Genomic DNA, 12804 nt, shown 5'->3' with positions numbered 1-12804 from the left:
AATTCAAACGCACGACCGTTCGTGTGTCCAGAGCCGCGTTTCGAGAGAGCAAGGGGGACAGGGGATTACGGGGCGGTCCCGGACCGCCCCGGTGGTCACTCGCCCGCGTAGGTGCCGAAACTCCAGAGGTTGCCCTCCGGATCGCGCACGCTGAACCCGCGCGAGCCGTAATCCTCGTCGCGCAGTCCGCGCACGATCTCCACGCCGACCGCGGTGGCCCGCTCGAACAGCGCATCCGGGTCGTCGCAGACGACATAGACGTTGTCGGTGCCCGCCTCGGTCCGGCAGAACGGGGTGCCCGCCCGGTTCGTCGAGGCGAACATGATGCCGCCGCCGAGCGGCCAGCGCAGCTCGCCGTGCTCGACGATCGACGGATCGTCCTCGCGGGTGTACAGCCCGGCTTGTTCGAAACCGAATGCCTTGACCAGGTATTCGACCATGGCATGGGCGTCGCGGAAGGCCAGGCACGGCCAGACGGCGGTGCGCGGCGTTGTCGTTCGATTCGTCATGCGCCAAGCATCAATCGAGCCAACCCGGCGCGTCTTGGACGGATGGAATCTCCCCGGCCAGCCAGGCGGTCGGGGAGCAGCCGACCAGATCGGCGAAATCCCGGTTCAGATGGGCCTGGTCGTAGTAGCCGCAGCTGGCGGCGACCTCGGCGATGCTGACATAGGGCGGCACCCGCTGGATCATCCGCCGCGCCCTGTCGAAGCGGGTGATCCGCGCGGCCAGTTTGGGCCCGAGGCCGAATTCTGCGGCGAACCGGCGCGTGAGATGCTGTCGGCTCCAACCGATTTCGTCGGCGAGCTGGGTGACGGTCGCCGCGCCGCCGGTGCGCACGACGCTGCGCCACGCCCAGGTGAGCTCCGGCGTGACGATCCGGTCCGGATCGGCGAGTGCGGTCAGCACGCGATCGCAGACGGCGAAGCGTTGCGCCCAGCTCGTCGTCCCCTGCAACTCCTCCCACAGCCGCATGCCGATCGGGCCCGCGATATCGGAACACTCCATCGAGGTCTCCCACAGTTCGCTCGCGGGCAGACCGAACAGCGTCCGGCAGCCCAGCGGCGTCAGCGAGATCGTCACCCCCTCCTGATGCCCGGTGTGCGCGATGGTGGCGGCCGAGGCCTGCAAGCCGCCGAGCACGCACCGGTAGTCGTCCGGCGATCGATCCGGTTTCGTCTGCGCGACGACGTCGATGGTCGGTCCGATCGACACGATGAAGGTCATATGCGGCGACGGCAGCCCGCGATGCAGCCCCGCGGCGAATCCGGTCATCCGGTAGCCGCCGTAGCGGTCGATGAACCCGGCGAGTGCGGGTGCGGGCGCGGCGAACACCGTTTCCGAGGTCGGCGCCATGGCGGCAACGCTACGCCCTCACGCGGCGCCCGCAACCGGATCACCGGGTTGCCGCTGGTTAAACCGGGTGGTGAGGTATCCCACTCGGGTCGTCGCGGATGCCGGGCGATGTCGTTGCGCGCGTTACCGTTACGCCTTCGCATGGTTTTTGGAGGTGTGATGCGGCGGGTTCAGTACGAGCGCAGCGGCGGTCCCGAGGTGCTGGAGTTGGTCTCGGTGGAGGTGCCGACGCCGGGGCCGGGTGAACTCCTGATCCGGGTCGAGGCGATCGGGGTGACCCTGCCGGTGGTGCGGAAGGTGCGCGAACAGCGCGAGCCGATCGCGCTCGGCGGTGAGGTCGCCGGTGAGATCGTCGCGGTCGGTGAGGGCGTCACGAAATACGCGCCCGGATATCGGGTCACCGGACTGGTCTTCGGGCACGGTTATGCCGATTACGCCCTGCTCGGCGAGGCCATGGCCTCGCCGATCCCGGACGGCGCCTCGGCGGTGGACGCGGTCGCGCTGGTGCGCAGCGGACTGGTCGCGCGCGGCGCCTTGGAGGCGGCGAATCCGAAGGACGGTGAGTCCGCGCTGGTCACCGCCGCCGCCAGCGGTGTCGGGCATCTCGCGCTGCAGCTGGCTCGGATCCGCGGGGCCGGGCGGGTCGTCGCGGCCGTCTCGGATATGAGCAAGGCCGACTTCGCGCGCGGACTGGGCGCCGACGAAGTGGTCGAATACCAGCAGGAATCGTGGGGGACGCCATCGGATTACGCGCTCGACGCGGTCGGCGGCGAACTGCTCGGCCCGGTGCTCGCGGCGCTGGCGCCCGGCGGACGGCTCGTCGCATACAGCTCGGGCGGCGGCGTCATCCAGGCATACGACCTGCTGGTGGGCGGCAAATCGGCGATCGGTTTCCAGATGGCGCGGATCGCGACGGGACAGCCCGCGCTGTACGAGCAGTGGCGGCAGGAACTCTGGCAGTTCTATGCCGCGCGGCAGCTGAAGCCCGCGGTGCACGCCGAATTCGCTTTGACGGATGCGGCGAAGGCGCACGAGGTGATCGAGTCGCGCGGCAACCTGGGCAAGGTTGTGCTCATTCCCTGAGTGCGCTGGTCGGGCGATCGGGTGCGCCGCGTAGACTCTCCTTCTCGTGAGTCTGACCCTCGGAATCGTCGGCCTGCCCAACGTCGGAAAGTCGACGCTGTTCAACGCGCTGACCAAAAACGACGTGCTGGCCGCGAACTACCCGTTCGCGACCATCGAGCCGAACGTCGGCGTGGTCCCGCTGCCCGATCCGCGGCTGGACAAGCTGGCCGAGATCTTCGGTTCCGAGCGGATCGTGCCCGCCACGGTGTCCTTCGTCGATATCGCGGGCATCGTGAAGGGCGCGTCCGAGGGCGCGGGCCTCGGCAACAAATTCCTCGCCAACATCCGCGAGGCCGACGCCATCTGTCAGGTGGTGCGGGTTTTCGCCGACGGTGACGTGATCCACGTCGACGGCCGGGTCGACCCGGCCGCCGACATCGAGGTGATCGAGACCGAGCTGATCCTCGCCGACCTGCAGACCCTGGAGAAGGCGGTCGTGCGGTTGGAGAAGGAGGCGAAGGTCAAGAAGGACCGCAAGCCGGTCGCCGACGCCGCCAAGGCCGCGCAGGAGATCCTGAACGGCGGCAAAACGCTCTTCGCCGCCCGCGATCAGGTGGATGGTGAACTGCTGAAAGAACTTTCGCTGCTCACCACCAAACCGTTCCTGTACGTCTTCAACGCCGACGAATCGGTGCTGTCCGACGAGGCGAAGGTCGCCGAACTGAAAGCCAGTGTGGCCCCGGCGGATTCGGTCTTCCTCGATGCCAAGGTGGAGGCCGAACTGCTCGAGTTGGACGCCGAATCCGCCGCCGAGCTCCTGGAATCCATCGGCCAGGCCGAACCCGGCCTGCATGCGCTCGCCCGCGCCGGTTTCCACACCCTCGGCCTGCAGACCTACCTCACCGCGGGCCCGAAAGAGGCCCGCGCCTGGACAATTCACCAGGGCGACACCGCACCCAAAGCCGCGGGCGTCATCCACTCCGACTTCGAACGCGGCTTCATCAAAGCCGAAATCGTCGCCTTCGACGACCTCGTCGCCGCAGGCTCCATGTCCGCCGCCAAAGCCGCGGGCAAGGTGCGCATGGAGGGCAAGGATTACGTCATGGCGGATGGCGACGTAGTCGAATTTCGTAGCGGATTAGCCTCTGCGAAGAAGTAGGGCAGCGCGCGTATCGCTGCTGGTAGAGATTCTGCTGACGGTCTATGCGCCTCTCTCGGGGTCGCAGAAGCTTATGGGGACGTGTCAGCTGCCTGAGTGTGCATTGGAAAGCCCTGCCGCTCAACCAATCTGGAATAAGTTCGGCTGGCTGATCAACGCCTGCCCGGCGGCATAGAAAGTGCGTTTGGTCGAGACCTCTGTCGAGATCTTCAGCGAGCAGACCTGACTCGCGTAGCTGGTGCTTACGCGGTCGCGGCTGGTCAACGGACGTGATAGAACTGCCAGATGAGCTGGGTGCTACTTCACTGGTTGATTTTGTTGGTCCCGGTCGTCATCGGCACCGGCATTGTGCTCATCGCCATACGGATCGGCCGGCGGTCGACTCCTGCGCAGCCGCCCACTCCCGCCGAGCCGCACCCGAACCAGTAGCCACCCTTCGGTAGCCAAATCTGGATCGAATGTTATGTCGCGCTCGATCGAACGAATCCTGCCAAAATGGCGGCGCCAGATGCGCGGCTGACTTGGGCAGCCCGCGCTCCAGCGGCGGCGGACGTCGGTCGAGTGGTAGCCGGGGTAAGGCCAGGAGGATCGCGCGGGGCCACGTAATCGGCTACCTGGCTTTGAAAGACCTTGTCGCCCAACCGATTTTGATGATTGTCCAACGATCGTTATGTGACATTATGGCGCGTTGGGAATGTCGAGATGCGTTTGGTGCGTTGATCCTCGGACATTCTGTGCGGCTGCTTCGGGCCGGCCACGCGGTAGCGGGGAAGGGTGTTGGAGAGGTCACAGTCGACCGAGTGCGGTAAGCGACGCGGAAATGGTACGGGTGTCGATTGTTTTCCATGGCTCGGTTCGCTCATCTGCTCGGCCGTGTTCTGCGTTTTGTCGAGCAGAGCCCAGACGCGTCGTAGTAGAGCTCGGTTCCTGTCGACGAAATCCCGTAACCTGTTGCGGCGGGGTCGCAGATCCGAGCGAGGGAGACGAATCCGATGACGGCGGATCCAGCGAAGCTGGCCGAGATCGAGGTGCTGCTGGTCGAGGACGGGCTGACCGATGAGGAGTTGATCGACAAGCTGCGCGAGGTCGGCATGCCAGAAGTCGCCTTCAGGATATCCACCGTGGATCGTGACGAAGGGCTGTTCGACACCCTACGTGAGGTGGGCATGCCAGAGGTGGTCCACAGAATATCCCGCGCAGACGAGAGGCTGATCGATCGCCTGCGCGAAATGGGCATGCCACAGATGGCCCGCAGGATATCCGGACTGCTGCGGCGATGACCACCCGCCAGGACTGTGCTACTCGAACGCCCGGAACGTGGCATGAGCGCGCGGTCAGCATGGCTGGTTCAGTGGTCTATGACCGAGGTGGCTGCGGGTGAGAGTGGCGATCTCGTCTAGCCCGATGGGGAGTTTGCCTGCGCCTCTCACTGGGGCCAGCCGAGCAAGCGCCAGCGGAGATGGGACCGGCCGCGGATACAGAGCAGAGGTTATTCGGTTCCGGAACGCGAGTCGAAGGGTGAACAGGGCGTTCGGCGTGCAGATATTCGACTCCACCGTGGTCGAATTCCGTAGCGGGTTAGCCTCACCGTCGAAGAACAAATAACAGCTCAGCGCTAGGTTGTCGCGGCGCAGAGATCTGGAGCCCCTGTCCAATCGGACAGGGGCTGAGTTCATTGCTCAGCTCCAGGGCGGCCACTGACACCAACCGCGCGCCATGCGGCAGTTGCGGATGTTTGGACCGGTTAGTGTGCCGTTGTGCCGTAGCACGCGGAGGGCACTAGGTGGAGTCTCCAGCAAACCTTCGCTCGCCGCTGAACCCTCTGGGCGCCAAGGCAATCCGCACGCAGGCGGTAGTGTCGTGGTCATGCTGCTGTGGATCAATGGCCCATTCGGTGGAGGCAAGACCCAGACCGCCCACGAGCTGCACCGGCGATTACCCGGCAGTGTGATCTGTGACCCGGAGCAAGTCGGATTCGGCCTGCATCGGATGCTGCCCGCGCCGTTGCGTGGCGATTTCCAAGACCATGCCAGCTGGCGCCACGGCGTATACGAGATCCTTGACCTGGTATTGGCCAAGCACAACGGGCCGGTCATAGCGCCGATGACTGTCGTCGAACCCCAGTACTTCGCAGAAACGGTCGGGCGGCTGCGCGAGACAGGACACGATGTGCGTCACTTCGCCTTGCTTGCCGAGCGGGAAACCGTGCTGGACAGACTGCGTGATCGCGGGTTCGGCCTCGCGCCTGTGCTGCGAGTTGTCGGCCAGGAAGATCTGCTGCTGCGCCGAGAACAATTCGCCGTGGACAAACTCGATCATTGCCTTGAACAGTTGGCCAAACCACAGTTCGGCGAGCAAATCTGGACCGATACCAAAACCGTTGCAATGGTGGTCGACCGCATCGCAGACAGCGTCGGCCTAACACTGGCCCCTAATGCTGACAGCCGATTTCGAGGCAGACTTAGGCGAATGGCAGTGACACTACGTCACACTCGCGTCTGATCTAGATGCACGGCATTCGGCATTATGGTTCGTTCGTCAGGAGCGCTGGCGCAGCGCGCAGCACCAGAGGTTATTCGGGTTCGGAACCTGACTCGGCCTGGATCGGGTCGCATTACTCTCGTAGCCGAGTTGCCCGAAGCTGTTGTGCGGCAGTGGGTGTCACTACCACCTCGGTCGGCGCGGGGCCTCGGTAAGTTACTTGCGATGCACGTCTCCAGTCAGAGGTCAAGGGGGTCGAATTCCGCTTCAATGTATAGGAATTCGTCTGCCGAGCCCCATCCGTGTCTGGGTGGGGCATATGAGTGCGGTAGAAGACCTTGCCGCCCAACCGATTTGGGCGGTTTGACCAACGCGCGGCGGCATGACGGGGCGTTAACGCAGCCTGGCCGTAACGATTAGGTCAGTTCGAAGCGGGTGGCGATCGCGTCGAGGACGGGTTCGTCTGTGTCCCAGTCGTAGCTACCCACGCCGAGGCAGAACGCGACCGGGCCGCGGAGGGCGAAGTATTCGCGTGAGCGGCGGTCGGGTCGGTCACCTCCTCGGTAGACGAATTCCAGTCGGGTTCCCTGCTGTCCGGCGAAACGAACCTGGTCGGTGGCGAAGTCTTCGTAGCCGAGGCTGCTCAGCTTTTCGACAACTGCGCTCGCGACCTGTTCGGTGGAGCTACTACCTGTACGCATCTTGAAGACGATGAGCTGGCGGCCGGGACCTCCGGTGGCTCGCAGGATCTCCGGGCCATTGGAGGGGACAGGCGGCAATGTTTCCCAGCCCGCCGGAAGGTGAACAGCGCAGCCATACGGCGCGATTTCGATCCGGTTCCATTCAATAGTGTTCACGTTCATATCGTTTCCTCCTTCACCGGAGCAGATACCGATACCGCTGGCATTCGCGAACCGGCGGGTGACCGGTATCCCACCTCCAGGAGGTACAAGGTGGGCGCTGATCGTGAGCAGCAGATCCTGCGATACCTGCCGCTGGTGCGGCGGGAAGCGGGACGGTATCGGGTCTGGCGGATGCAACGCGATGATCTGTTGCAGGCCGGGCTGGTGGGGCTGCTGGTGGCGTCCGATCGCTACGACCCGGCCCGGGGAGTGCCGTTCGGCGCCTACCGCCCAGCATTGGGTGCGCAAGGAGATTCAGCGGACGATCGCCGAACAAGAGTTCCCCTCGGTGATCCCGCCGGACCTGACCGGGCGGGCCGTGGCGTTACGGCAGGTGCTCGCCGACCGCTTCGGCAACGTGTCGGTGACGGCGGCCGTGCTGGGCATGTCCCCAGCGGTGGCGTTGGGCCTGTACCGACAGCTCGCCGCCACCGACCCGAGCGCAGACGATGTCGATTCCGCGGCGGCGGCCATTCCGGGCACGGTGTTTCCGCAGCCGGAGGACAGCGCTGTGACGCATTCACTGCTGGAGTTGATCGCCGCGGTGCTGGCCAGACTGGAGGAACCGCAGGCGGCAGCGCTGATACTTCGGTTCGGTCTGGATGGCGGTCCCGAACGTTCGTGGCGTGAGATCGGCCGGATGCTCGGCATTTCCGATCACACCGCTAAAAAACTCGTCGAGCGAGCCCAAACCGCACTGCGCAACGCCTATGAATAGGACAACCTTGTCCACATTTTCGGGAGTTCCTCGGGCAATTCATATAGCGGGAAGGCGGGTCCGGTCTGGTTCGACCCAGCCATCGCGCGCGGCGGTGCTTGCCAGGGTTGAGGGCAGATAGAACCGCATGAGCAGGCGTTTGTCGAGCAGTTCGGGATGCTGGCCGATGAATTCGCCGAAATCATCGGTCGGGGTCTGCTGGAGGTGATGAGCGACCAGGACGACCCATGCCCGGCTGATGGTGGCGTTGTATTTCTGTGGCACTCCGGCGTATCGAGCCGTGCTCCGGAGGCCACTGTCGACCATCGAAATCGTGGCGGGAAGCCCGAACCGTCGGATGGCAAGCCAGGTGACGTGCACGTGTTCGCGGTGGCCGAAGTGCTCGGCCGTGGCCATCACCTCGGTCATCAGATCGTCGAACGCGGTCATGAGGTCGCCAGCGCTTCCAGCACTCGCCGCGCGTCACCGATCGCTCGTGCCGAAAGACCTTCGAGCAACCGGGTTTCCAGCTCGACCATCGCCTGTCGAACCGTTTCGGCAGCCGTTTTTCCGCTCGGGGTGAGCTCGATCAGCACCGCGCGCCGGTCACCTCGACGGGCGCCGCGGGTGAGGTAGTTCTTGCGCTCCAGACGGTCGAGTACCCCGGTGAGCGTCGTGGGGCGAATGCCGATGGCCGCGCCGAGCTCGGATACGGTGCGGCCTCGACCGTCGGCAAGGTTGGCCAAGGCGTTGGCTTCGGAGTCGGTCAAGTCGAGGTCGACCGTCGCCGCGGCCAACTCTTGCAGGGTCGCATGGGTCGCTCGCTGCAGCGTCAGCAGCAGCGGTTCAGATACTACGGATTCGTATTGCACTGATTCAGGTTATCCGAATCCGTAGTATCTCGCCGGTGCGCGGCGATCCGGCTCCGGCAGCGGTCCTGCGTGGTGGTGTCGGTAAGGGATCGACTGATCAACGGTCGGCTGGTGCTGCGAAGCGGCGGACGAAGCGGCGTTGCCAGGGTGTTTCGACGGCATGTCGCGAGTAGTGCGTGCGGACGTAGCTGACCGCCTCGCTCGCGGGGACGCCGTCGAGCACCGCGATACAGGCAAGTGCCGTGCCGGTTCGACCCTGGCCACCGTTACAAGCCACTTCGACTCGCGCACCCTCGGCTCGTTTCCATGCTTCCTGGAGTGCGTGGCGGGCGTCGGTCGGATCCGACGGCAGCCAGAAGTCGGGCCACCGGATCCACCTGCTGGACCATGCGACGACCGGAGGTTGTTTCCCGAGTAAATACACCCCGAAGTCGGGCGCGGGGCCGCTGGGCATCGGCCGACGAAGCGCTCGACCGCGGATCAATCGGCCGGAGGGCAGCGCGAGCAGGCCGGGTGTCGAAGAATCCCATTCGGTGGTCACGGGTACACCGTAGACTCCGTTACCTCGCTATCGATCTTCGAATACTCGGCTCCCGAGGGCTGAAGGTCGGAATTGCCTGCGCGACAACATGAATGGTCATGAACTGACACATCCCGGCCGTCCTTACCTGCCGGGTAATCGACACGCGATTGGCCGCCTGCAAAAGTGGATTGGGTCGAAAGTTCGTGTGACGTACCGGGATTCGCGACCGGATCTGGGTGCCCGGAACCGAGAAGGGTTATATATGAGCACGATTGCTGATTTCATTGATCGCTACACCGCTGTCTGGAACGAGACGGATCCCCAGCTTCGGTCGAAACAGATCCGGGAATTGTGGGAGCCGGACGGTCACTACGCCAACGCCTCGGTGGAATACCGCGGCCATGAACGGATTGCCGCGGCAATCACCGAGGCTCATGACGACTTCGTCGCGAAAGGCTTCGAATTCACCGTGCACACCTATCAAACCAACCACGATGCCGTGCGGATCACGTGGCATATGGTCCCGGCCGGCGGCGGTGAGATCCTGGCCGTGGGGACGGAATTCATCGTCGTCGATGCTGCCGGCGCGATCGTGACCGATTACCAATTCATGGACGTCGATCCCACCGTGTCGTAGAACAAATATCCGCTCATCGCCAACACGGTGCGTTGGCGACACCGAGATGATCACGGCGCGTTGATCTTTCGCGTGTGCCGCATAGCCGTTCCGAACCGCTCTCTCGGCGGCATTATTCGACGCCGCCGTTCGCGGAAGGAACTGTTTGGTCGAACCGGTCAGAACAGTCCGTTGGTGTGGGCCAGGGTGGCGGGTTGTTGCATCGGGATGTCCCAGTGTTCGGCCAGTTTGTCGCCCTCGACCCGGAAGATGTCGTAGAACGCGTACGGTTTGTCGCCGTAGCGGCCCTCGCTTTGCGCGAGCACGAACTCGCCGTCGGCGATCAGGCGGTGCAGCTCGGTGTACTCGACCCGAATCCCTCTCTGGGCGAGCTGATTCCGGGTAGACAGCAATCCTGTCACCCCATCACCGCTCATCGGATCGTGCTCGATGTAGCGTTCACCGTCGAAGAATTCGCCGAGCCGGTCGTCGTGACCATCGATCAGTACCGTGCGGATGAACCTGTCCACTACGGCTTTGCTTCGTTCACCCTGCTGTGGGTGCATCACCTGTGTCGGCCCGTCGAGTTGGCCGTGACCACTCATGGTGGAGGTGACCTCGGAGCACAACGCGTCCCAGTGCTCGACGAACTTCCCATTCTCGATGCGGAAAAGGTCGAGCCAGACGAACGGCGCGGTCATTCCGCCAAACGGCGGATAGCTGCCGGCGAACCGAGACTGGACAGCGACATACTTTCCGTCGGAGATGTATCGGATCCCTTCCCAGCGGGAGTCCGGAGGGAGGCTGCCCGGCATGCGGAAAAACATTCCCATAACGGTTGTCCTTTCAGCTGTAGTACGACAGCCTGAAATCGGCATTATGGGATGCCCTGTGTAGCAGCGGATTTCGCTGTGCAGAACGCCCGCCCAGCGGCATGGGCAGAGCATTCGTGCGTAGCCGACGGCGAACGCTGACGGCGTGGCCGGTTGGGCAGATTGCTGCCAGCTGCCGGAGTCAGGTGTTTCGTTCCAGGTTGTCGGCCGGGCTTCCGGCGGCGTGGCGCCACTGTTCGGCGGTGCGGGTGAGGTCCTGGCAAACCTGATTCAGGAAGTTCCCCATGTCGCGTAGCCGCGCCCCGGCCGGTGTCGCCGCGCCGAGCACGTCGACACCGTCGCGAGCGGCGTCGGCCAGAACCTCGTTCATTCGGGCGCTGGCGAGTGTGGCTCGGACCCAGACATCGTCATCGATGATGTAACGGTCGCGGCGCCCGGCATCACGCGCGCGACCGATGAGTTCCTGATTCTCCAGATAGCCGACGGCCTTGGAGATCGAGGCCGGACTGACGCGCAGCCTGTCCACCAGCTCGGCGCTGGAGAGGCTGCCGGTATCGGAGGTGTACAAGCAGGACAGCACGGCCGCCGTCATCCGGGGCATACCGGTGTCTGTCAGCAGCTCGGTCAATCGCGCGGTGAATTCCTCGACGGCCTCGGGGTCGCGTCCCGGTACCTGGGCTACCGGGGTGCGCGGCGGGGCGGTCGTGGTGTTGCGGCGACGCCTGGTCCGTTGTTGGGCGGCGCGCTGCGCACGGTCGGGCCGGTAGTCGTTGGGACCGCCATTGCGCATCACCTCGCGGGTGACCGTGGAGGTCGGCCGGTCCAGCCGTTTGGCGATCTCGGTGTAGGACAGGTCGGCGGCCAGCCCCTCGGCGATCGCGCGACGGTCTCGGTGGGTGAGCCTGCTGCCCGGCATAACGCTGCCTCCTGAGATGGTCTGCGCGGCCAGTCTGCCGCTCCCGGGCGTTCAGTGCAACACAGCATGACGATCATCTTGCATTAATAGACAAGATCGTTGCAACAATTAAACAGCTTTTAGCTGCATATATAGCATTCTATTGCGCAATATATGATTGACGAATATTCGAATGCAACATAGCTTTTCCTCATCGCGAAAGCCGCGAAACGGAAACCAGAAGAGCTGAAGATGAACACCACCGGTCACACCGTCCAGCACGTGTTGGAACAAGCCGTGACGCAACAGAACTACCCCGGCGCCCTCGCCCAGATCCGCGACGGCGAATCCACGTCCTTCCTGTCGGCGGGCGTCGCCGACACCGGCAGCAACCGACCCGCAGGACCCCGCGACCAGTTCCGGGTCGGCAGCATCACCAAGACCTTCACCGCGACCCTGATCCTGCAACTGGCCGCCGAGCACAAGCTCGGCCTCGACGACACCGTCGAGCAGTGGCTACCGGGGTTGGTACAGGGCAACGGCCACGACGGGCGCAAGATCACCATCCGACAGCTGCTCAACCACACCAGCGGGATCTTCGGTTACACCATGGACGAACGCATGCTCGAGTCGCACTGGACACCCGAACTGCTCGAGCATCGCTTCGACAAGTTCACCCCCGAGGAGCTGGTACGAATCGCCGTATCCCACCCCGCCGACTTCGAACCCGGCACCCAATGGGGTTACTCCAACACGAATTTCGTCGTCGCCGCGATGATCGTCGAACGCGCCTCGGGCCTGTCCTATGCCGAGGCCATCGAATATCGGATCAGCCGTGCACTGAAGCTGACCGACACCTACGCACCCGGTTCCGACACCGGTTTCCGCGGTCCGCACGTGCACAATTACTCGACGCTGATGGTCACCGACCCGCAAGCCGCGATCCACGATGTCAGCGAGATCAGCCCGTCCTACGCCTTCGGCGTGGGCGAAATCATTTCCACCGCAGACGATCTCACCACATTTCTCAGTGCCCTACTCGGCGGACGTATTCTGCCGCCCGCCCAGCTCGACGAGATGCTGACCATGATCCCCGTTCCCGACGGCACCTGGCTGGACGGCTACAGCTACGGACTCGGCATCTCGTCGGTAACGCTGCCCAACGGCACCACTGTGTACGGACACGGCGGAATGATCTTCGGCACCTGGTCGTACTTGTACGGCACCAAGGACGGCCACCGCACCGTCGCCCAAAACGTCAACGGCGACTGGGGCATGCCACCCACGGGAATCTTCATCGACCTGCTTGACGCGGCATTCACGACCAACGATTGAAGGGACGAAGCGGCCGGCTCAGCGGTATGAGCGGATGCCCTTGGGCCGCAGTCGATCTCACCGCCGGGAC

The 12804-nt window shown here is 64.1% G+C and carries 15 protein-coding genes and 1 pseudogene; 8 read left to right on the top strand and 8 right to left on the bottom strand.

Annotated elements, in window-relative coordinates; translation table 11 throughout:
- Positions 1-95: 95 nt before the first annotated feature.
- On the bottom strand, positions 96-509 hold the full coding sequence (locus LGY53_RS03445) for a VOC family protein (RefSeq protein WP_225725148.1): 414 nt from the start codon (positions 507-509) through the stop codon (positions 96-98).
- 10 nt (positions 510-519) lie between these two features.
- The gene (locus LGY53_RS03440) at positions 520-1356 is read right to left on the bottom strand and encodes a helix-turn-helix domain-containing protein (protein WP_225725147.1); all 837 of its coding nucleotides are present in this window, start codon (positions 1354-1356) and stop codon (positions 520-522) included.
- A 159-nt stretch (positions 1357-1515) separates the two neighbouring features.
- Here LGY53_RS03440 and LGY53_RS03435 point away from each other — a divergent pair, with 159 nt between their 5' ends.
- The 4 genes from LGY53_RS03435 to LGY53_RS03420 all read left to right on the top strand — a co-directional run bounded on the left by LGY53_RS03435 (position 1516) and on the right by LGY53_RS03420 (position 6082).
- Positions 1516-2439, top strand: a complete 924-nt coding sequence (locus LGY53_RS03435) for a zinc-binding dehydrogenase (RefSeq protein WP_225725146.1) — start codon at positions 1516-1518, stop codon at positions 2437-2439.
- A 46-nt stretch (positions 2440-2485) separates the two neighbouring features.
- Positions 2486-3580, top strand: coding sequence for a redox-regulated ATPase YchF (gene ychF, locus LGY53_RS03430; RefSeq protein WP_225725145.1), 1095 nt, complete (start codon positions 2486-2488; stop codon positions 3578-3580).
- Between the two features lie 992 nt (positions 3581-4572).
- A complete protein-coding gene (locus tag LGY53_RS03425) occupies positions 4573-4860 on the top strand; it encodes a hypothetical protein (protein ID WP_225725144.1) in 288 nt (95 codons plus the stop codon).
- 586 nt (positions 4861-5446) lie between these two features.
- Entirely contained in the window at positions 5447-6082 is a 636-nt protein-coding gene (locus LGY53_RS03420; protein WP_225725143.1) for an AAA family ATPase, read from the top strand.
- Positions 6083-6477: 395 nt separating this feature from the next.
- On the opposite strand, the gene LGY53_RS03415 is transcribed toward LGY53_RS03420, so the two are convergent.
- Positions 6478-6762, bottom strand: a complete 285-nt coding sequence (locus tag LGY53_RS03415) for a hypothetical protein (RefSeq protein WP_225725142.1) — start codon at positions 6760-6762, stop codon at positions 6478-6480.
- A gap of 99 nt (positions 6763-6861) precedes the next feature.
- Here LGY53_RS03415 and LGY53_RS44350 point away from each other — a divergent pair.
- A pseudogene (locus tag LGY53_RS44350) lies at positions 6862-7179 on the top strand (sigma-70 family RNA polymerase sigma factor); the annotation flags it as partial.
- A 25-nt stretch (positions 7180-7204) separates the two neighbouring features.
- Complete coding sequence (locus LGY53_RS03405; protein ID WP_225725141.1) at positions 7205-7681, top strand: RNA polymerase sigma factor; 477 nt, start codon at positions 7205-7207, stop codon at positions 7679-7681.
- A 39-nt stretch (positions 7682-7720) separates the two neighbouring features.
- Here the strand turns inward: LGY53_RS03405 and LGY53_RS03400 are convergent, their stop codons facing one another.
- The 3 genes from LGY53_RS03400 to LGY53_RS03390 form a co-directional block, all read right to left on the bottom strand.
- Positions 7721-8110: a hypothetical protein gene (locus LGY53_RS03400; protein WP_225725140.1), complete on the bottom strand. Its 390-nt coding sequence runs from the start codon at positions 8108-8110 to the stop codon at positions 7721-7723.
- Positions 8107-8532: a MarR family transcriptional regulator gene (locus LGY53_RS03395; protein WP_225725139.1), complete on the bottom strand. Its 426-nt coding sequence runs from the start codon at positions 8530-8532 to the stop codon at positions 8107-8109. The genes LGY53_RS03400 and LGY53_RS03395 overlap by 4 nt, the downstream gene beginning before the upstream one ends.
- Positions 8533-8629: 97 nt before the next feature.
- Positions 8630-8986 carry a protein-tyrosine phosphatase family protein gene (locus LGY53_RS03390; protein WP_255663565.1) on the bottom strand — a complete coding sequence of 119 codons (357 nt, stop codon included), beginning with the start codon at positions 8984-8986 and terminating at the stop codon, positions 8630-8632.
- A gap of 331 nt (positions 8987-9317) precedes the next feature.
- On the opposite strand from LGY53_RS03390, the gene LGY53_RS03385 reads away from it, so the two are divergent.
- Entirely contained in the window at positions 9318-9692 is a 375-nt protein-coding gene (locus LGY53_RS03385) for a nuclear transport factor 2 family protein (protein WP_225725137.1), read from the top strand.
- Between the two features lie 158 nt (positions 9693-9850).
- Here the strand turns inward: LGY53_RS03385 and LGY53_RS03380 are convergent, their stop codons facing one another.
- Together LGY53_RS03380 and LGY53_RS03375 are read right to left on the bottom strand one after the other, a co-directional pair.
- Positions 9851-10549 carry a nuclear transport factor 2 family protein gene (locus LGY53_RS03380; protein WP_225725136.1) on the bottom strand — a complete coding sequence of 233 codons (699 nt, stop codon included), beginning with the start codon at positions 10547-10549 and terminating at the stop codon, positions 9851-9853.
- A gap of 136 nt (positions 10550-10685) precedes the next feature.
- On the bottom strand, positions 10686-11420 hold the full coding sequence (locus tag LGY53_RS03375; protein WP_225725135.1) for a GbsR/MarR family transcriptional regulator: 735 nt from the start codon (positions 11418-11420) through the stop codon (positions 10686-10688).
- A 231-nt stretch (positions 11421-11651) separates the two neighbouring features.
- Between LGY53_RS03375 and LGY53_RS03370 the strand changes: the two genes are divergently transcribed.
- Positions 11652-12734, top strand: coding sequence for a serine hydrolase (locus LGY53_RS03370; protein WP_225725134.1), 1083 nt, complete (start codon positions 11652-11654; stop codon positions 12732-12734).
- Positions 12735-12804: the final 70 nt, after the last annotated feature.

Origin of the sequence: Nocardia sp. JCM 34519.1 (genome assembly GCF_020361265.1) — a bacterium.
GTDB lineage: Bacteria > Actinomycetota > Actinomycetes > Mycobacteriales > Mycobacteriaceae > Nocardia > Nocardia arthritidis_A.
The sequence above is the reverse complement of the archived record's forward strand: the minus strand, read 5'-3'. Positions and strand labels throughout refer to the sequence as shown.